Annotated in this window: 22 protein-coding genes; 13 read left to right on the top strand and 9 right to left on the bottom strand. The window is 42.2% G+C overall.

The genetic code is table 11. The features are described from left to right. Positions 1-217: 217 nt before the first annotated feature. Positions 218-871 (top strand): lytic transglycosylase domain-containing protein, encoded by a 654-nt coding sequence (locus IEV27_RS20035; protein WP_281063603.1) that lies wholly within the window; start codon positions 218-220, stop codon positions 869-871. Positions 872-906: 35 nt separating this feature from the next. On the opposite strand, the gene IEV27_RS18030 is transcribed toward IEV27_RS20035, so the two are convergent. Continuing rightward, complete coding sequence (locus tag IEV27_RS18030; protein WP_188378916.1) at positions 907-1446, bottom strand: NADPH-dependent FMN reductase; 540 nt, start codon at positions 1444-1446, stop codon at positions 907-909. A 121-nt stretch (positions 1447-1567) separates the two neighbouring features. Here IEV27_RS18030 and IEV27_RS18025 point away from each other — a divergent pair, with 121 nt between their 5' ends. From IEV27_RS18025 to IEV27_RS18005, 5 genes are all read left to right on the top strand, one after another. After that, positions 1568-1852 (top strand): YkvA family protein, encoded by a 285-nt coding sequence (locus IEV27_RS18025; protein WP_188378915.1) that lies wholly within the window; start codon positions 1568-1570, stop codon positions 1850-1852. A 71-nt stretch (positions 1853-1923) separates the two neighbouring features. Next, complete coding sequence (locus IEV27_RS18020) at positions 1924-2340, top strand: organic hydroperoxide resistance protein (RefSeq protein ID WP_188378914.1); 417 nt, start codon at positions 1924-1926, stop codon at positions 2338-2340. Between the two features lie 153 nt (positions 2341-2493). Beyond that, complete coding sequence (locus tag IEV27_RS18015; protein WP_188378913.1) at positions 2494-2778, top strand: iron-sulfur cluster assembly accessory protein; 285 nt, start codon at positions 2494-2496, stop codon at positions 2776-2778. Positions 2779-2940: 162 nt separating this feature from the next. Beyond that, complete coding sequence (locus tag IEV27_RS18010; protein WP_188378912.1) at positions 2941-3552, top strand: metal-dependent hydrolase; 612 nt, start codon at positions 2941-2943, stop codon at positions 3550-3552. Between the two features lie 85 nt (positions 3553-3637). After that, positions 3638-4483 carry an NmrA family NAD(P)-binding protein gene (locus tag IEV27_RS18005; protein ID WP_188378911.1) on the top strand — a complete coding sequence of 282 codons (846 nt, stop codon included), beginning with the start codon at positions 3638-3640 and terminating at the stop codon, positions 4481-4483. 211 nt (positions 4484-4694) lie between these two features. Here the strand turns inward: IEV27_RS18005 and IEV27_RS18000 are convergent, their stop codons facing one another. Continuing rightward, positions 4695-6218 carry a BCCT family transporter gene (locus tag IEV27_RS18000; RefSeq protein ID WP_188378910.1) on the bottom strand — a complete coding sequence of 508 codons (1524 nt, stop codon included), beginning with the start codon at positions 6216-6218 and terminating at the stop codon, positions 4695-4697. Between the two features lie 252 nt (positions 6219-6470). On the opposite strand from IEV27_RS18000, the gene IEV27_RS17995 reads away from it, so the two are divergent. The 5 genes from IEV27_RS17995 to IEV27_RS17975 all read left to right on the top strand — a co-directional run bounded on the left by IEV27_RS17995 (position 6471) and on the right by IEV27_RS17975 (position 11157). Further along, positions 6471-7037: a nucleotidyltransferase domain-containing protein gene (locus IEV27_RS17995; RefSeq protein ID WP_229735417.1), complete on the top strand. Its 567-nt coding sequence runs from the start codon at positions 6471-6473 to the stop codon at positions 7035-7037. Between the two features lie 125 nt (positions 7038-7162). After that, complete coding sequence (locus tag IEV27_RS17990) at positions 7163-8659, top strand: glycine betaine uptake BCCT transporter (protein WP_188378909.1); 1497 nt, start codon at positions 7163-7165, stop codon at positions 8657-8659. A 129-nt stretch (positions 8660-8788) separates the two neighbouring features. Next, positions 8789-9601 carry a DUF368 domain-containing protein gene (locus IEV27_RS17985; RefSeq protein WP_188378908.1) on the top strand — a complete coding sequence of 271 codons (813 nt, stop codon included), beginning with the start codon at positions 8789-8791 and terminating at the stop codon, positions 9599-9601. 75 nt (positions 9602-9676) lie between these two features. Continuing rightward, entirely contained in the window at positions 9677-9994 is a 318-nt protein-coding gene (locus tag IEV27_RS17980) for a thioredoxin family protein (protein ID WP_188378907.1), read from the top strand. Positions 9995-10074: 80 nt separating this feature from the next. Next, positions 10075-11157: an FAD-dependent oxidoreductase gene (locus tag IEV27_RS17975; protein WP_188378906.1), complete on the top strand. Its 1083-nt coding sequence runs from the start codon at positions 10075-10077 to the stop codon at positions 11155-11157. Between the two features lie 35 nt (positions 11158-11192). On the opposite strand, the gene IEV27_RS17970 is transcribed toward IEV27_RS17975, so the two are convergent. The 5 genes from IEV27_RS17970 to IEV27_RS17950 are packed head-to-tail and all read right to left on the bottom strand — an operon-like array spanning position 11193 to position 15671. Beyond that, on the bottom strand, positions 11193-11837 hold the full coding sequence (locus IEV27_RS17970; protein ID WP_188378905.1) for a TVP38/TMEM64 family protein: 645 nt from the start codon (positions 11835-11837) through the stop codon (positions 11193-11195). Further along, entirely contained in the window at positions 11830-12801 is a 972-nt protein-coding gene (locus tag IEV27_RS17965; protein WP_188378904.1) for an ABC transporter ATP-binding protein, read from the bottom strand. Before IEV27_RS17965 ends, IEV27_RS17970 begins: the two co-directional genes overlap by 8 nt. After that, a complete protein-coding gene (locus IEV27_RS17960) occupies positions 12798-13595 on the bottom strand; it encodes an ABC transporter permease (RefSeq protein ID WP_188378903.1) in 798 nt (265 codons plus the stop codon). The genes IEV27_RS17965 and IEV27_RS17960 overlap by 4 nt, the downstream gene beginning before the upstream one ends. Beyond that, on the bottom strand, positions 13595-14452 hold the full coding sequence (locus IEV27_RS17955) for an ABC transporter permease subunit (RefSeq protein ID WP_188378902.1): 858 nt from the start codon (positions 14450-14452) through the stop codon (positions 13595-13597). The genes IEV27_RS17960 and IEV27_RS17955 overlap by 1 nt, the downstream gene beginning before the upstream one ends. Beyond that, entirely contained in the window at positions 14433-15671 is a 1239-nt protein-coding gene (locus IEV27_RS17950; RefSeq protein WP_229735416.1) for an ABC transporter substrate-binding protein, read from the bottom strand. Before IEV27_RS17950 ends, IEV27_RS17955 begins: the two co-directional genes overlap by 20 nt. A gap of 149 nt (positions 15672-15820) precedes the next feature. Here IEV27_RS17950 and IEV27_RS17945 point away from each other — a divergent pair, with 149 nt between their 5' ends. Continuing rightward, positions 15821-16411 (top strand): class I SAM-dependent methyltransferase, encoded by a 591-nt coding sequence (locus IEV27_RS17945; protein ID WP_188378901.1) that lies wholly within the window; start codon positions 15821-15823, stop codon positions 16409-16411. Between the two features lie 89 nt (positions 16412-16500). After that, positions 16501-16758 carry a DUF2164 domain-containing protein gene (locus IEV27_RS17940; protein ID WP_229735415.1) on the top strand — a complete coding sequence of 86 codons (258 nt, stop codon included), beginning with the start codon at positions 16501-16503 and terminating at the stop codon, positions 16756-16758. A gap of 559 nt (positions 16759-17317) precedes the next feature. Here the strand turns inward: IEV27_RS17940 and IEV27_RS17935 are convergent. Together IEV27_RS17935 and IEV27_RS17930 are read right to left on the bottom strand one after the other, a co-directional pair. Further along, the gene (locus IEV27_RS17935) at positions 17318-19051 is read right to left on the bottom strand and encodes a methyl-accepting chemotaxis protein (RefSeq protein WP_188378899.1); all 1734 of its coding nucleotides are present in this window, start codon (positions 19049-19051) and stop codon (positions 17318-17320) included. Then, entirely contained in the window at positions 19051-19995 is a 945-nt protein-coding gene (locus IEV27_RS17930) for a BMP family lipoprotein (RefSeq protein WP_188378898.1), read from the bottom strand. Before IEV27_RS17930 ends, IEV27_RS17935 begins: the two co-directional genes overlap by 1 nt. Positions 19996-20014 lie beyond the last annotated feature (19 nt).

The raw sequence follows: 20014 nt of genomic DNA, 5'->3' as shown, positions 1-20014 counted from the left end.
ATAAGAGGTATCTCTTTTGCTAATTGTCATTATATCATCGATAGAAGCTTTTTTGTTTTGGGAAAAATCTTTCGAAAAGAGTCGATTAACGACTGTATAGTATAAAAACTTTCTCAAGTTTTGGGTGATTATGGGAGTTGTTATCTTACAAACAAAGATTGTGTCCTTTTAGGTTTTACTGTAAAATTAAGTTAATCATAACGATTGAGGTGAACCGATGGACTTTCATGCAATTCGTCATTTTATGCATATGCAAGCGATGTCTTTAGTGAGTGGAGATCATAAATCTCAATCTTCATCCTCAAGCAATGGAGATGCTTCTTTTCAGGACATGCTGGACATTTTTTTAGCTCCGTCTGCAGAGTCTTACAGCTCTCACTCGAGCAAGCCGAATTTAACTAGTTTTAATGCTTTTCAGCCACCTCCTGCTATACATATGTCTAATCGTTCCTCTTCTGAAGCAGCTTCGAGCCCAAGCCCGAGTACCAGAGAGGTTAATGTGGAAAATCAGGATGTGGATCAATTAATTAAAGAAGCTTCATCAGTAAATGAGATAGATGAATCGCTGGTCCGTGCGGTTGTAAAAGCTGAATCGAATTTTGATCCTAATGTGGTGAGTCCAGTTGGAGCCCAGGGTCTCATGCAGTTGATGCCAGCCACAGCTAAAGGGTTAGGGGTAACGAATGCGTTTGATCCAAAGGAGAACGTCATGGGTGGCACCAAGTATTTAAAGCAGATGTTGGACCGTTATGACGGGGATGCAAAGCTTGCTTTGGCTGCCTATAATGCAGGCCCGGGGAACGTTGATAAATACGGAGGAGTGCCTCCTTTTAAAGAAACTCAGAATTATATAGGTAAAATTTTAGGATAAAAAATCCTCATGGACTGAACGACCATGAGGATTTTTTATATATCTTTGCTCATTTGGATGTATTGGTGGAAAACGCGTGTCATTTCATTGAGGCGATTATGAACATCTTCATCAATTAATTCGCCTTGTGTGGAAAAGTGATTCGTGTGAGTATAGACATAGTTTGGTGTCACAAGACAACGGAAATAATTTAAAATAGGCTTTAGCTGGTTTTCGATCACGAGGTGGTGCTGCAAGGTTCCTCCATTGGCAACAATAGAAACTGGTTTGTGACGCATGGCCAGAGGGGAAACAGCATCGAATAAATTTTTTAATGTACCGGGAATTGAACCTTGAAAAATAGGAGTGGAAATGACGTAAGCATCAGCTTGTTCCATTTCTTCAATCAAATACTTCATGTCTTCGTTGTACTGGTCGAAAGGACGGCCATCGACAAATTGAAGTTCGTAATCTTCAAGATTGATGAGTTTCGTATCATAATTCTCTTGAAGCTTTTTGATATATTTTTCAATTTCAATTAATAAGGTTTTGGTTTTAGTACCAACAATGGTTCCGTTTAGAAGAAGAATTTTCATCAGTGGACTCCCCTTTAGCAGGTTCAAGTATCAATGGAATTTCTAACGTTTCATATCATTCATTATGTTAAATCATACGTGCAAAATTAGCAATTGTGACTAAGAGGAGGTGCAAGTGCCTATGTTGAGAATGTGGCGAAGAATTAAGTTTTTAGCTAATTTGAAGAAGTCGATTCCCTTTTTAATTCGATTCTTTCGATCGGAAGAAGTGGGTACAGATAAAAAAGTAATATCGGTAGCTCTGATGGCGGGGTATATTGTTTTTCCATGGGATCTAATCCCTGATTTCTTTATATTTATTGGGCTCGTGGATGATGCCGCCGTCCTTGCCTTTATATTGCAGCAGATCGTAAAAATGGCTCCACCGTCATTAAAGGAAGAATTTCAATTGGATGAAAAGCGATGAGGTTTAGTGGAACCCAATTTGAGGTACATACTAGTTGTGAAACGATTTAACAAACTCAAGGAGTGATTATAGTGAGTAATGTAATGTTTACTTCACACGCAACAGCTAGTGGAGGTCGCGAAGGTCATGTAAAATCAGATGACGGCATCATTGATGTAAATCTTGTTATGCCGGGAAGCGGCAACGAGGAAGGCTCAAACCCTGAGCAGCTATTTGCGGCCGGTTATTCCGCTTGCTTTGATGGCGCATTAAATCTTATTGCCAGTAAACAGGACAAAGATATTGAATCCGAAACGAAGGCGGATGTCAGCCTTATTAAAGATGAATCTGACGATGGGTTTAAAATTGGTGTCATCTTAAATGTAAGTGTAAAAGGTGTTTCTCAAGATGAAGCAGAAAAACTTGTGAAAGACGCACACGATTTCTGCCCTTATTCTAAAGCAACAAGAGGAAACATTGACGTGGAGCTAAATGCGAAAGCCGTATAATCCTTCTTAAATAAACGACAAGCCTCCATTTTAGGGGGCTTGTTTCTTTTAGCGGATTTTCCTCCTCGAGCGTAGTGAGCATATTTTTACTAGAAATGCACATAAACCCTCATAATAAAAGTATACAGCAGGGGTAAGGGGAGGATTCTTCAAATGAAAATTACAGATGAAGCCCGTGACTTATTGAACCAGATTTTAGAGGACGTCGGAGAAGGGGTATTGCGCTTATATTTCGCTGGTTATGGCTGTGGTGAGCCGGATATAGGCTTGACGATAGCAGACCCGGAAGCGGATGATGAATTGGAGCGTATTAACTCTATTCCCGTTGCGATCGACCGAAGAATTCTTCACTTAACGGAGGAACTAACGGTTGATGGCAAGCAAACGATGGAAGGACCCAAGTTTCAAATGCTTGGTCTGCCTGAAAAAGATTGTTAAAAGAAAGAGCTGCTCTTTGTTGGCAGCTCTTTTTATTTTGGAGTGTCGAAGCGAATGGATGTTCTCTATTTGGTTTACGCCAGAAATGGATTCAGATAATATAGAAGAAGCCCTCATTATTACGTTTAGGGCGTAAATTATCTGGAGGAGAAAACCGCCATCATGTTAGCACCCGGACATCAAGCTCTAGGCTTAAGCAGTGGTCTTATCGTTATGACCATCCTGCCTCAAATGGGTCTAGTTCCTGACACCCCATTTGAAGCTGTATTATTTATGATATTTGTATTATTTGGTTCGCTTTTACCTGATATTGATACGCCGCGATCTAAGCTTGGGTATCATTTTTGGCGAATCCTTATCTTCATCTTATTACTCGCTTTTGGATTCTACTTGTTTGCACCTGAATATCTCGACCAATATCGAGAAGAATTGAAGGTTTTTGTCATGCTGATGGCTCCTTTACTTGTTATGGTGAAAAGTCATCGGAAAATGACACATTCCGTCTTATTTATTGGAATTCTCACCATTTATCACGTAATCATTACTCATTTTTTCGACGTGCCTTCTTTTTATTTCTTCGGTTTCATAACTGGAGTGGTTTCGCACTTACTTGGTGATTATATGACGAAAAGAGGCATTCCATTATTTTATCCTATTTATAGAAAGCACTTTCGGTTTTTATTTACGTTTAAAACTGGGTCATCTATAGAGAAAGGACTCGTTTGGTTTCTCTCGGTTTGGAACATTTGGTTTCTTGTTACGCAAGTTTTTTAACTATAATAGGCTAATTAAGGATTAGTCATGGTTTTGTGTGGTACATATAAGGATATTATCTGTTACTGAAAGGGGCGTAGACATCATGCTAATTACAGGGGTAACAGGTTATGTTGGGAGAGAACTCGCCAGCTGGCTGCTCGATAAGGAAGTATCGTTTCGTGGAGCTTCTCGAAATCCTTTAGCAGCAGAGAAAATTTTTAATGATCCAAAAATAGAATGCGTCCATTTTGATTTTCATGATCCTTCTACCCATGCTCCTGCTTTTAAAGGAGTAAAGAGCATGTTTCTAACCTGCCCTTCTAGCGTGAACGAATATAAGCCGGTCGAGCAGGCTCTAAAGACAGCCAAACGCTGTGGAGTCAGTCGAATTGTGTTTTTATCGGTTTTAGGTTGTGAGAAGATGCCTTTTCTTCCTCATCGTGAACTTGAAAAGTTGATCGTTCAAATGGGGTTTAATTATACTTTTTTACGAGCCAGCTCCTATATGCAGGAATTATTAAAGACTCCTTTAAAAAAGATAAAAGAATACCGGCAGTTAAGCCTTCCAGCGGGGGAAGCTCAAATAAGTTTTGTGGATAGCCGAGACGTGGGCCAGGCTGCCTTTTCAATGTTATTAGGAAAATCCTATTCCAAAGATGCCTATAAGATCACGGGAAAAGAAGCCCTTACGTTTTATAAGGTTGCTGATATTCTGTCAAAAGAATTAGGAGTGGACATTCAATATATGAACCCTTCTAAGCATGATTTTATCAATGAAGCCCACCTTTGCGGTTATTCTAAAAGTTACGTAGAAAAGCTGGCCAATTATTATATAACAGCAAAGAATGGGGTTTCAAAGCGAATCAGTTTAGACGCGGAAAAAATTCTTCAACGAGAACCGATAGGTATGAAAGAATTTGTCAGGGATTATCGAATTGCTTTTCTATAAAAGCAAAATAGTTTAAAAAAGAATCTCAGAGTTTATGGCTCTGAGATTCTTTTTTTTGAGGTTTAAATAGATGTGAGAACAAAAGGTGATACAGGCTTAAAATCATGACTATCATAACTGGACCCTTGGAAAGAGTCTTTTTGGTTCTACTTTTGCTATTCTTTTTTCTCCTCATTATGAGAACGATTTGCTAGTATAGGAACCCCTTGTTTTATACCCTTTTTTTAGGGATGGGTTTGCGTTCAGGTAAAGGCTCACGCCGGATCATAATAAAGAAGGCGTAGGCGAAAATGAAAATAATAATCGTAAAGGGAAGGGCAGCCACTAGTGAAGCAGTTTGAAGAGCGTTCAACCCTCCAGCTGCGAGAAGAACGCCGGCAATCGCAGCCATTAAAACGCCCCATACCATCTTTATCGCAAGTGGAGGAGTTAAACTGCCGTTTGTGGTCATACTCCCTAAAATATAAGTTGCTGAGTCAGCCGACGTAATTAAGAAAGTAGCGATGAGCAATAGGGAAAGGACGGATAAAAGCGAAGACAGAGGGAGATGATTGTACATTTCAAACAACGCTAACGTTTCATCTTCAATGACCACTTCAGCAATTTGAGTTCCATTCATCAAATCACTGTGAAGTCCAGTTCCGCCAAATGCTGCAATCCAGAAACAAGCAATAAGCGGAGGGACAATCAGCACACCTCCAATAAACTCCCGAATCGTTCTTCCTCTAGATACTCGAGCTACAAAAGATCCGACAAAAGGTGACCAGGCAATCACCCAGGCCCAGTAAAAAATCGTCCATTCTTGAAGCCATGCGGATTCTCCTTCTTCCCCGTAAGGAGAAATCCGTAAGCTATACGAAATAAAGTTCGTGAGGTAATCGCCGATCCCTAAGGTGAAGCTGTTTAAAATAAAGACCGTAGGGCCTGTAATAAATACAAACACGAGCAAAACAAGGCACAGGCCTAGATTCACGTTGCTCAGCCATTTGATTCCTTTATTTATCCCTGTACTCGATGAGAAAAGGTAAATGATTAAAAGCACCCCTGTAATAACAAGCTGAATCCAGAGGGAATTTGGCACATTAAAGACGGCCTGTAATCCACCATTCATTTGTAAAATACCTAGACCCAGAGAAGTGGCAATCCCCATTACGGTAGCAATTACGGCTAGCGAGTCGATCGTATAAGCGACGGTTTTGTTTTTACCTAATACCGTCTCAGTAGCTGTAGAAATGAGACCCTGCTTGTTTTTGCGAAATTGCAGAAAGCCTATAAGCAATCCTACTATGGCGAAGACAGACCATTGACTTACGCCCCAGTGAAAGAATGAATAACCCATAGCGATTCGAGCAGCCTCTTCCGTATTACCATCCACATTATGAAAAGGAGTTTCCAGCAAGTGGCTCATTGGCTCAGCTACTCCCCAAAAGACAAGGCCAGCCCCAAATCCAGCTGAAAACAGCATACCGATCCAAGTGAAAAAGGAATACTCAGGCTTTGAGTTTGGGGGTCCTAATTTTATTTTTCCATACTTACTGAGAGCTAAGGTGGTTAAGAATACGACAAACATAAATACAGAAAGTAAATAGAACCACCCGAAGTTGGTGGTGGTAAATTCAAATAACATCTCTGATACGTTTCCAAAACGTTCAGAGTCTGTTGCACCTATGATGACAAGTATGGAAATGATGAGCGCTGAGATTAAAAAGACAGGATTTCTCACGTGTATTTTCATATAGGACCTTCCTATCGAGAATTTTGGAATGAGGGGGCTTTGTGAAGGGGATGGTGGGTAGTATTGTATTTCCTATACCCTGAAGGAACGGGGGTAAACTTGACGTGCTGCAGGCCAATCCTTAATCCATTGACCCTTTCACATGGTAAAACCTCTTGTTGAAACATTTTATCAGATTAGTCAGAAAACGAAAGGGTGTTGTAGAATTCTTTTTTTAGGGAAAGGTAGATTACAAAGAAAGGAGCGATATGTATGTTTGAGCCTTGTTTACAAGTAAAAGAATTCATGGAAGATTTTGAAGGGAAGTGGCTGATAGCTGGCGGCTGGGCGATTGATTTACATATTGGAGAAGAAACGAGAGAGCATGAGGATATTGAAGCCGCTGTTTTTCGAGAAGACTTATTGCCCTTATCAGAATGGCTCCAGAATTGGAGAACCTTTGTCGTCGATCGCTCTCGAATGATAGAAGAGAATGTAGATGAATCATTGGAAGAACATATTCACGAGATTCACGCTCATCGCGAAGAGGCGAAGCTGGAAATTCTCCTGAATCTGAAATCTAAGGAAAAATGGAAATTCCGCAGAGACCCTCAAATCACGTTTCCGCTGAATCGAATGAATTTACAGTCAGAGCATGGCATCCCTTATCTAAATCCAGAAATTGTACTTTTATATAAAGCTAAAAATACACAGGATAAAGACGAGCAGGATTTTCAGTCTGTGTTCCCTTATTTAAATGAGCAGCAGAAGGAATGGTTGAAGCAGGCGCTAATTATTCACCAGCCCAAGCACCATTGGCTGGAAAGTCTTTTGTATTAGTACAAAGCACCGTTGCTTGTTTATTTTTCTAGCAATGGGGTAATTTGTAGTCATACCCCTCTGTTCGACAATCCTCTACTTATTTCTGCAAACAACAATTAAATGAAGCGTGAAAGGAGAAATCAATGAACAAAATCACTTCTGTATTTTGGGCTACTTTATCTATTGCTGTATTTGCGGTAGTATGGGGCGCTATAGCACCGTCAAATTTAGAAAGCATTACGGGTTCGATCCAGGCCTATCTTTCCGTTCATTTCGGCTGGTATTATTTATTAATTGTTACGGGATTTGTCGTCTTTTGTTTGTATATGATTATTAGTCCCTATGGAAAGATCAAGCTTGGTAAGAAATCAGACACCCCTGACTATAGCTATCCTACTTGGTTTGCGATGCTCTTCAGTGCTGGGATGGGAATTGGCCTTGTGTTCTGGGGTGCGGCAGAACCTGTTTATTTCTTTGGCACCGACCCTCCGACGGAAGAGGCCGGGACTCCTGAAGCTATGGGAGAAGCGATGCAGTTTGTATATTTTCACTGGGGGGTTCATGCCTGGGGAATCTATGCCATTGTAGCGCTTGTCTTAGCTTACTTTAAGTTTAGACGAGGAGCACCTGCCTTAATCAGTGCTACTTTAGAGCCGCTCTTTGGTCAAAGTATGAAGGGACCATGGGGAAAAGTAGTAGATGTCATTGCTGTTTTTGCAACAATCGTCGGGGTAGCCACGACCCTTGGATTTGGAGCTGCACAAATAAATGGAGGACTTACTTATTTAACGGGTATGGAAGAATCGTTTACTCTCCAATTGATTATTATTGGAGTTGTTACCGTATTATTTATGATTTCCGCATATACAGGACTAAGTAAGGGGATTAAATATTTAAGTAATACGAACATGGTGCTCGCCCTTACTCTTTTAGTACTTATGCTGATCATTGGTCCTACTTTAATGATTATGAATATCTTTACGGATACCATTGGGGCTTATTTGAAAAACTTGCCATCGATGAGTTTCCGTTTAGCCCCGGAAAGTGAGGACGCAAGAACATGGATTAATGATTGGACCGTCTTCTATTGGGCTTGGTGGATCGCCTGGTCACCATTTGTAGGGATATTTATTGCTCGTGTTTCAAAAGGAAGAACGATTCGAGAGTTTTTATCCGGCGTCTTACTTGTCCCATCCATTGTAGGTTTCCTTTGGTTCTCTGCATTTGGATCGTCAGCCATTGATCTTCAGCAAAATGAAGTAGCTGATATTGCTGGACTGGCTACTGAGCAAGCCTTGTTTGGTGTTTTTGATCAATATCCATTGGGACTTATTATGTCAATTATCGCCATGACGCTCATCGGTACATTTTTCATTACGTCAGCTGATTCGGCTACATTTGTTTTAGGGATGCAGACGACCAATGGATCGCTTACGCCGCCAACGATGGTTAAATTCGTTTGGGGGCTTGCCCAATCCTCTATGGCAGCTGTCCTTCTTTATACAGGTGGATTGCAAGCTTTACAAAACGCTCTTATTTCAGCCGCTTTTCCTTTTTCGTTTATTATGATTTTAATGGTTGTATCGTTGTATAAAGCTTTACGAGCAGACCGTGCTAGTTTAGAAAAAGACAACATATAATCAAGTGTACAAAATAAGACTGTAGATGATCCGTCTGCAGTCTTATTTTGTGGAGTTAAGCTATGAATCTGGTAAAACTTTGATAAAATAAATAAAGTGACGATTACGCAGGAGAAGGAGAACAAAGTTATGAAGTGGAAGAATATTTATCGTGGAATGCTTATGGGTGCTAGTGATGTAGTTCCTGGTGTAAGCGGCGGCACAATTGCAGTAGTGTTAGGCATTTATGATCAACTAATTGAGTCGGTAAATGGCTTTTTCAGCAGGGAGTGGAAGAAACACCTTAAATTTCTTCTTCCGTTAGGGATCGGTATAGGAACGTCCATTTTGTTATTGGCCAACCTAATTGAGTGGTTGTTTGAACACTATCCAGGTCCGACTCAATTCTTTTTCTTAGGGTTAATTATTGGAGTCATTCCATACTTAACGCACAAAGCGGATATGAAGCATCAGTTTGAAGGAAAGCACTATGGCATTTTATTAATCGGTGCTTTGCTTGTCGCATCAATGGCCATTTTTCAAACATCCGAAGGAGACCCAATGACGAATCTTTCTTTGGCTTCGTATATTGGATTGTTCTTTTCTGGTTGGTTAGCGAGCAGCGCAATGATTCTGCCGGGGATAAGCGGGTCCTTCCTATTGCTTATTATTGGGATGTACAGCACGATCATTTCAGGTATTTCTAACCTTCGACTGGACATTATTCTTGTCGTAGGGCTTGGAATTTTAATCGGAATTATGGTGATGAGTAAAATCATTAAGTTCTTCCTTGAAAACTATACTTCAGCAACCTTTGGTTTAATCATTGGACTAGTCGTCGGCTCGGTCTTTGTAATTTTTCCTGGAGTTCCTGAAAGCGGGTTAATGTGGGGAGTAAGTATTGTGACCTTTGTTAGTGGATTATCAGCAGCATGGTTATTGGGAAGAGTAGAGTATAAGTGAGCCAATCATAAGACACCTGCCTCATTTTCATTTATGATAGGAATAGATTAAGTTGGCAAAGGAGAATTTGGTAAGATGAAATCCATTCATACGCAAGATGAGTTTCAAAACGTTATTCAAAGCAGCCAGCCTGTGATGGTTAAATTTCAGGCGGATTGGTGCCCGGATTGTCGCCGGATGGATATGTTTATCGGTGATATTTTAGAGGAATATAAGAACTACAACTGGTACGACGTGAATAGAGATGAAGTTCCTGCTATTGCAGAGGAGTACGAAGTTATGGGCATTCCAAGTATTTTAATTTTCCAAAACGGAGAAAAGATCGGGCATTTGCACAGTGCCTATGCTAAGACTCCAGAAGAAGTGGAAGAGTTCTTACAAGGGCATTTGTAAGTAAAGAAGCACCCGCATGGTTACAACCATGTGGGTGTTTTTACCATAATGAACGGGAAGGCAGCGGAGGGGATCGTTAAATGAAAAAACGCTTATTGTTAGTGGGAGCGGGGCATGCCCATTTGGAAGTGATCCGTCAGTATGACGATGACCCCATTGAAAATTTAGAAATATGCTTAATTTCTCCCTCTGAATATCAATATTATTCGGGTATGTTTTCTGGCTATACCGAAGGACTTTACACAGAGGAGCAAATCCGCGTGAATCTTCGTGAACTTACCAAAAAATATGGAGTGAATTTCGTGCGAAAACAAGCAACGCACATTATTCCTGAGCGTAAAAAGCTCTTTTGTGAGGGAGGCGCGGTTTACCCTTTCGATGTCATCAGCTTTGATATTGGTTCGAGAAGCCTTCCACCTGATTTCACCACTTCTATTGCACGCTCGGTGAAGCCAAATTATCAATTTATCGATCGAATAAATGAGCTTAGAGAAACGACAACACCAATTGTTGTGGGAGGAGGGGCCGCTGGGTGCGAGCTTGCCATATCCATTCAAATGTATAAGAATAAGAACAACATTGATGGCCACGTAAAGCTCGTTTCATCTAGTGAGGTCTTATCTGCATTTCCCAGACGCTCGTCGCGCAAGGTAAAGTCGTTATTAGAAGAAACGGGCGTTCAATTGTGGGAAAAGGAAGAAGTCATCCATATCCATGATGATTATATTATAACGAGTGCAAACAATCGTGTTCGGCATACAGGAGTATTGTGGCTTGGAGGACCGATCGGTGATCCGGTATTTGAGGCAACCTCGATTAAACTTGATGATAAAGGATTTGCTTATGTTCGGCCCACGCTCCAGTTTGAAGATTATAATTTCATCTTTGGGGCTGGCGATTGTGTGACGCTGCGCTCCAACCCTCATATAGATAAAAGCGGTGTTCATGCTGTGAAGCAGGGACCTATCCTATACAATAACCTCAAGGCTTACTTCGAAGGAGAGGCGCTTCAAAAGTATGAGCCGCAAAAAAACGTGCTTTACATTTTATCTGTTGGAGATAAGAAAGGGTTTCTGCTATATGGAAGTTTTTCTTTATATGGGCGTCAAGCCTGGAAGTTGAAACACAAAATTGACACGGATTTTATGGAAAAATATAAGTAAGGCGTTCCTGGGCAATGGTCTAAAGGAACGCCTTTTTAGCGTGTGAGCCACGCTCGCACTCTTTTTCTTAGTAGAAAAGTAATGAGAAGAAGTGAAAATGTAATGCTGAAGGCAAGGATGAGTAAGGTGCGGTCACCGCTTGCCAGACTTGAGCCAACAAGGCTGTATACAAAAGTTCCGGGAAGCATGCCAATGACTGTCGCCGGCACGAAAGAACGAATTTTAACTCTCGTCATGCCTGCCGCATAGCTTAAAAGATCGAACCCTATGAGAGGGATCAGCCTTAAAATAAGAACATATAAAAATCCGTTTTCGCTCATTCGGGTGTATAAAGCATCAGCCCATTTGATGTGCTGCAGGCGAATGATAGAATCTCCAAAAAAACGTCCCATCACATAGCCGACAAGGGATGCTCCTGTGGCGCCAATAACGATGTACAACATACCGGGCCAAACGCCATAAGCAAAAGCTGCCGCTAACGATAAAACCGACGTGGGGAAAGTGACGATCGGTCCAATCGTATAAAGTCCCATAAACAGTAAAGGACCAAGGATCCCAAACGAGAGAATATAAGTCCTTATCTCTTGAGGGGACGTATTTACCTGGTTTCTTACAAACCAAGCAATCATAATAAATCCTACTAGAAAAAGCGCCGTTCGAAGGATCGCTTTTTTATTCATAGCGGCCAGCCCCTCTTGAGGAATCAAATGAATAAATATGGTTAGCTGGTATAAAGATGTCTAAGCTTCCGCCATCATGGGGGAATGGAAGACGCAGGGATAAGCGTTTATCTAGTTCTTCCACGTAGACATGAGCCACTCTCTCCCCGTTAGCAACAGAAGTCTGTAAAAGCACGGCCTTCATAACGCGAGCCCCTGTCGCTTGTGAACTGAACGAGATTTTGTTTAAAGGTACGTAATGGTCCTGATCGATGAGCAAATGATTGTCAAAGAATTGAACGACAAAAGGATTAGCAGGGGATTGTAAAATGGTTTCTGCACTGGCTAATTGCTGAAAGCCCCCGTTATAAAATACGCCGATCGTGTCCCCCATGAGCATCGCTTCTTCGCGATCGTGTGTAACAAAGATAGAGGTGATCCCTCGTTCATCTAATAAGTCTCTTACCCAGTACCTTAACTCTTGACGCATCCCGGGATCGAGACTGCTGAAAGGTTCATCGAGTAATAAAATTTCTGGTTCAGTCGCTAACGCCCTGGCTAATGCCACGCGCTGCTGCTGTCCGCCTGAGAGTTCAGAAGGAAACTGAGTCCGGGTTTCTGTGAGATTAATAGCGGTTAGCAAGTCGCTTGTTTTTTCCCTGGAAAAGGTGCCTGTTAATCTTGCTCCATAATCGATATTTTCTTCCACAGTCATGTGAGGAAACAGCAATGGTTGTTGAAACACAAGTCCGACTTTCCGTGTGCGAGCATCGAGATGAGTTACATCTTTTTCACCTAGTTTAATGGTGCCGCTCGATGGGTGATCGAGTCCTGCCAGAATGCGGAGCAGCGTTGTTTTGCCGCTTCCCGAAGGACCGACTATGCTTAACTTATCTCCTGGATTCAGCTGGAAGTTCAATTGATCTAAGATCACATTCGATCCAAATGCTTTAGAGATGTTATTTACTTCGATTGCTTTACTCATGCTCGATTCCTCCAAGGTGTCTGTGAATAGGGAAGTAAAGATAACAGCCCCTCGATCAGGATATACATAAGAAGAGGGGGGGCAGCGAACCAAACGGAAAACGCAGCCATAATTGATGGATTAGCTGTATCTAAAAATGGAAAGAAAACCATAGGAAGTGTAACGACGCTTCCGCCTCCAATGATAGCCGTGATCGCATATTGGCTTAAGCTGATGACAATCGTTAAGAACGTCACGCTTCGTATCGCGTTTTTTAATAATGGCAGTTCGACGGTGAGAAATTGTTTCCGTTCGGATGCGCCGAGAATCTGAGCCTGCTCAATCATAGGTTTTCCCAGTTGACTGTAAGCGTGGTGGAAGATTTTTATGCTGTAAGGTACCGTGGGAACTAAGTGGACGAGTGTAACGCCTATCCAAGTATCAGCTAACCCTATTCTGATCATCAAGAGGTGTAACCCCATTGCTACAGCTAGAACGGGAATAAGCAGCGGGGCTAGCAGCAAAGCTTCCATCAGTGTTCTTCCTTTAAATGAATATAAGGCTAACGCTTTCCCGGCAGTAATTCCGATAAGGAAATTGAATAATAGAACAAATGCGCCGATGACGATCGACCCTATCGTAGCCGTCCAAAGGTTTGGGTCTGACCAAAGAACGGCGAAACTTTTGAGTTGAACGTTCATCTCCTGAGCCGTTTGGAAACGCCACGGGGTAGTAATACTTTGCAGGAGAAGCACAAAGACAGGGGAGACGAACAAAAGTCCGGCAATGATATAGAAGAGAATTTTGTACTTCATTACAATCGTCCTCTCAAAGCCCGCATTCTTTTACGGTTGACGTACATATAACCAATGAAGGCCATCAAGGTAATAAGGAGACTGATCGTCACCATTGCAGCAAATGCTAAAGGACGGTCTTCCCAGCTTCCACTATAAAACCAATCATAGCTTAAGACAGATACCATTTCAGGAAAGTTCGTCCCTAGAATAGCAGGCACTTCATAGGCCGTAAGTGTAAAAGCGAATAGGATAAAAAAGATTTCCATGACTACGGTGGAGATTTGCGGCCATTCGACCGTTTTAAATTGTTCCATACGACTCCCTCCAAGTGTCTTGACCACATCATAATAAGCGGGAGGGATGGCGTTATAAACAGGAAACAGCATAAGGATGACGAACGGAACCTCTTTCGCGATATAAGCGAGAATAATGCCAATGCCATAATTGTCTCTCGTAAGTATAGGAAACTCTCCTGGACTTTCCAGTACTCCGATCATCGTTAACATTTGGGCAAGCCATCCAGTTTCTGAAAAAATTAAAATGATTACATAAGCAAAAACCAGGTGTGGGAATAGCATGGGAAGCCACACCGAAAGACGCGGAAGGCTGTCCGTTAAAAAATGAGCAAAACTGCGGGTGATAAAAATTCCTATGATCATCGACGCTAGCGTAGCCGTTAATGAAGTATACAGGCTGAACCACAGGGAGCTGAGAAAGCGTTCAGATGTAAAAAGCTGATGATAATACGTTAAAGTCACGTCACTGCCATCTTTTATACTTTCTGAGAAAGCGGCCCATAGCCCATAAGCAGGTAAAATAAGAAAGAGCAGAGCGGGCAAAATCAAGAGCCAAGGTTTAATTTTGTACAAGTTCATTCATCCATTCTTCCTCAATCCAATCCACATATTCGGCTTCCGCTTCAGGCAGGAACGTTTCTTCAAGTTCCTGCTGATCTAAGACACTATTTCCGCGATCCACGCTTTCAAATTGCTCTTTCTGTGATTTGCTTAACTCATCAAAGTTGATGGGTGAACTCTCGCCCCACACCTCCGGTTTAAGCTTTTCTAATTGAGCTTCAGGAGAAAGCATGTCGTTAATAGCGACGAGAGCTCCCGCTTTGTTAGGGCTGTTATAAGGAATGGAAAGGAAATGAGTATTCCCGATGGAACCGGGTTCCATGACGAACGATTCTGTCGTCTCTGGAAACACACCTTCTTCGATTAGAGACTCCGCACGAGCTTCGTTGTAGCCCATTGTCATCGATACTTCCCCTTCACCATAAAGCTGATCCAGCTCTTCTAAACGATTAGGATAGTGCTCCCCTGAACGCCATAAATCCGACTGAATCGACTGTAAATACGTCCACATCGGATCTCCCGCTTCACTGACTTGCTTTTGGTCGAAAGGCTGTGCATAGATAGCAGAAGGCTTCTCGGCTTTCGCATAAAGCAAATGTCTTAAAAATGCATTTCCTGTAAAGTCATTGGCTGCTGGATAAGTAAACTCTTGCGGGTTATTTTCTATCCATTGCTGCAGCTCATCAAATGACTGTGGAGGATGGTCAATTTTCGCTCGGTCATAATGAAAGACAAATTGCACCTTACCCCAGGGCGCTTCCATTCCTTCTACCTCTGTTCCAAAATCAGTCGTAATGGCGGGGTCTTCATTATCGTAATATTTATTAAAATTTGGAAGTTGATCGGTAAACGAACCAGCTAATAGTTCGTGATCCTTGGCATTTTTAAAATTTTCACCATTTAGCCAAATGATGTCAATCGTGCCTGTTTGTTTGTCGGCTTGTTTTTCAGTCTGAAGCTTTTGCAAAATTTCTTCGGTGTTCATAGGAACGCGTTCAAGGGTCATGTTGAATTCTTCCTGTAAACGAGGCTGAAGCCAATCGTCTATGTACTCGTTAATTCCCTCATCTCCGCCCCACATATATAATCGTACTTCTGATCCATTGGCTTCTTCTACGATCGTGGACCAATCGCGGTCTTTTAATTCCTGTAAATTAGTAGAGGAGCCGGTTTGATTACAGGCGGTTAATAAAGCAAAGCAAAAGAAAAGGAGCATCGAATATAACTTTTTCATCATTCACCTGACCTCCTTTCGTTTCATTCATCATAGCTCATTGTAGGAAACGGTGCTGTTATCTATCTTACAAACAATTTGTTCGGAATGGAAACGATAAAACCGCGTGAATCGGTTATGAAAAGGGTAGATTAGTAGAGGGAGGTGGCGGTATGTTAGAAGATCAATTTGCAAAACCGAAAGGATGGATGGGTAAGGCAGTCGGAAGGTTTATGGAATTTGAGAATGACGATCTGGCTGATTGGACACAGTCCTTTTTACAAATAAACGAGAACGATACGATCCTTGAGATCGGTTTTGGAGCAGGAGGAGGATTAGCCAGCCTGGCTAAAGCGTATCCTTCGGCAGAATTAATAGGAGTCGATCCATCAGAAGCTATGGTAGAGATGGCGGTGAGCAAACTGCAAAAAATACGTCAGCACCAGCAAGTCCTGCTTACTCATGGACCGGCCCAAGTTATTAAAAACTTTAACCTGACGTTTGATAAGGTATATGCGATTAATAACATTACATTTTGGGAAGATCCCGTGGGCACGTTAAGGCATATTCATGAGTACATGAATAAAGGAGGAAAAATTGCGTTAACTTTATGTCCTCACGAAGAGGGAGCTACAGACGATACGACGGAGGTATTAGGGGGACAGCTGACCTCGTTATTGACGGACTCAGGCTTCTCGCAAATCGAAGTGTTTATTAAACCGACGAAGCCTAATAACACGGTATGCGCAGTTGCGATGCGTTAGTACAACCGTTTCGTGCGCCTCTTACGTGGTGTCCTCCTTTTGAGTTAGGAATGTGCTACGATAATGAAAGAAAAAAGGAGGGACGTCTCGTGCGTGCATCATTAACGAAAGAACAAAGAGAGTATATGATTGATCGTGTGCAAGCATATTTTGAACTCGAGAGGGATGAGCAGCTCGGTGATTTGGCTGCCGATCAACTGCTCGAATTTATGGTGAAAGAATTAGGTCCTTTTATGTACAATAAAGGCATCTATGATGCAAGACAAATGGTAGAGCAGAAAGTGTTAAACTTAGATGAAGATTTATTGTCACTTGAACGTCCGGCGGGTCGTCCGCAACGGAATTAACAAAAAATGAAAGGAGCCTCCTAAAGTTCCTGAGCTTCTTGCATAAGGGAGAGGAAAGGGTTGTAGGAAACGACTCCCTTTCCAGGGGCGAATGGTGTGCCTCCTCAGGCTTTGGCAGCCTGCCGGGGTCACACCTTATTCTTATCTCCCCTAGAAGTCTCGCCGTTTCCTACAACCCTTATTTAAAATAGATCACTGGAAAACCATTTCCTCAAGCTTGACCTTATGAAAGCAGCGCTTTTTCTTGTTCCTTCCATACACATAGGAATTAGCCACCCTAAAAACTCATATTAAATTCTTCTAAGCTTTTTTGACATTCTGAAGTCTGGACACAAGTAAAGCAATGAGGTCATAAAACAACCCTTTGAATAAACGCAGCTCATAGTCAACATACGCAAACTCCTGTTGAAACAGCGCGAGCTGAAAATCCCGCAGGAAAGTGAAGGATTTCACAAAGCGATGGGGTGATTTTATGTATTATTCGGTTTTGTCCCGTCCTCGGTTTCTCTACTTGCATGTTCATTCGGTCGATAGAATAATAGGTTCTAGAAAAGGACTATTAACTTGCCGCATATGGAAGGTCTTCATCATCGTTTGGAGAATGTACAGTTTTTAGAAAATCTTCTGTTGAAGCATCCTGCTCCCATTGGAAATGAGACAATTGATCGTTTAAATCAGAAACCATCTCCTCCAAATGATTAGCCTCCTTTTGCAGCTGGTTAAAGGCATATTGCTGTTCTTCTGTAGAAGCAGAAATTTCTTCTGTCCCTGCTGCTGTTTCTTCTGTTACCGCACTGACATTTTCTACAGAGGACGTCACTTGAGAACTTTGTTCCTTCGACTGAACCATTCCATCTACTAGATCATTTAACTGTTGATAAATGGAGTCAACTTGCGTGTGAATGACGCTAAACGCACCCTCTGAAGCATTTAAGGATTGGTGCTGCTGCTCGGTAAGCTCCATTGTTTCCTGCATTTCTTTTTCAATGGTCGTCACACCGGACTTAATTTGCTGCACCATGCTGGAGATCTCACCTGTTGCTTTCGTGGATTGATCAGCCAGTTTTCGCACTTCCTCCGCAACGACAGCAAATCCTTTGCCATGCTCGCCTGCTCGAGCCGCTTCAATGGCGGCGTTTAAAGCGAGTAAATTCGTTTGCTCTGCAATTTCATTGACGAGTTTAACCGTAACTTCAATTTGATCCGTATAGCGAATAAACTCGGTGACGGACCCTTCCACATTCGAAATGGCATGGTTATTTCTTTCCATCACTTGACGTTGATCGTGAATAGCTTCTTGTCCTTCTTGAGCTGATTGTAACGCTTGTGTGCTTTTTTCAGAAGCTAATTGACTTTCTTCTGTATTTTGTTCAAAATTTCGGTTCATCTGCTCCATTAATGAAGCGATATCTTGAATATCATTAGAGATTGATTGGCTTCCTTGAGCCAACTCTTCTGTTGAACTCGATACTTGATCGGTGACTTCAGAGAGCCCCGACATTTCTTTGTTTAATTTCGAGCTGAATTCTTCGACGTTACCGCCAATTCGATGGACGGATTGCAGTGTATTCGTTAAATTCTCCACCATCATCTGAAAAGCTCGTTTTAACTGCCCAACTTCATCTTTTTCCTTATCAGATGTCTCGATCCGAGTCGTTAAATCTCCGTCTGCAACTTGTGAAGCCTGCTTAGCCAGCTCTCTTATTGGTTTGGCAATACGGGAGGTCAGACGAGAAGTGGCAAAAACAGATAAAGCAATGAGCACGGCTGCTGAGGCAAGAGCGAAAATAATTAGGTTGCGAATCGCATCAGCCTGAGCGGCTGCTTTTTCGTCATACCACGCTTGAGCCTCCTCTTGCAGCATAAATATATCATTTAAAATACCAGCCGTACGGGAAGCCTGCCGCTGCACTTCGTTATTGTCTTCCTCCTGTAACGCCTCAACTGCTGTCTGCTGCCAGTCTTCGTATTTCGTCTGAGCCTGCTCATACCATTGCTGTTGAGCTTCTGTCTCCATCATAGGTGCTAAATTCTCAAACGATTCACCAGTGGTTTCAATCTGCGTCAGCGCCTCTTGGCGTGTAGCTTCAGATGGGCTGTAGCCATATGTATCTAATGCCTGTTCGACGGAAATAAGCTGGCTGTTTACTTCTTTCCCCTCTAATAAAAAGGCAACATCTTCATTTGAGGAGCTTTCAAAGCTGATCATCTGAAAGACAATGTAGGAAATCAGCAATAGACTTAACAATAAAGGGATCAGGGTCATCGTGTATAAACGTTTGCCTATCGTCATTAGTTAACCTCCTCGTCTATGCGGTCCTGTTCTTCATCAGACAATTGAATCAAACGGATCGGTGCAAGTCCTACGCCTTCTTCTTCAATGCCAAGCTCTTGTAAGCCGCCCTTTAAAGGTTCGCCTTCGGTAAGCTGAGCCATTACATCATAAAGAGCCACATTTACATTTTTCATCATGGATGAGACGACAGCATCTTCAGCCACATAATACTGATCACTGTCGGCACCAAATGCATAGATTCCTAGATTTTCCGCTTCTTTCATCACGCCTACCCCAGTAAAACCTGCTGCGTGAAACACATAATCGGCTTTATCCTCAGTTAACTCGCGCGTCAGGTCCGCACCTTTCGCATCATCATCAAACGTACCTGCATATTCAACAAGCACTTCAGCATTATCATTCACTTCTTGAACACCATCACGAAATCCGTTCTCAAACCGTTCCACCACCTCGATCTGTTCACCGCCGATAAATCCAACGACATCAGATTCCGTTTTCATCCCAGCCAGCAAACCAATTAAGTAACTTCCTTCATCCTCACGAAACGTAATTGACGTTACATTATCGAACTCAGAAACCGCATCAATTAACACAAACTGCTGATCAGGATACTTCTCAGCAAGAGCATCAATCGATGCTTGAGAATCATATCCAAGCCCCATAATCACATCGTGTCCCTGCTCAATTAAATCCTCCATATGCCCCTCAAAGTCTCCATTAAAAGGTTCACGATAATCGAACGTTATACCGAGTTCGTCCCTAGCTTGCTCCAGTCCTTGAAACGCAGAGTCGCTAAACGAATCGTCACCAAGCCCACTCTCCGTAACAAGCAGGCCGGCGCTAATTCCTTTCTCCGCGCTGGCAGAATCAGCTTCCTCGCTGCTGCATCCAGCGACGACGAAACATAGGAAAAGTAATCCGAACCATCGACATGCACTCATACACTCACTCCTCTTGTAA

It is taken from the genome of Halobacillus andaensis, from assembly GCF_014636475.1.
Classification (GTDB): Bacteria; Bacillota; Bacilli; order Bacillales; family Halobacillaceae; genus Halobacillus_A; species Halobacillus_A andaensis.
The sequence above is the reverse complement of the archived record's forward strand: the minus strand, read 5'-3'. Positions and strand labels throughout refer to the sequence as shown.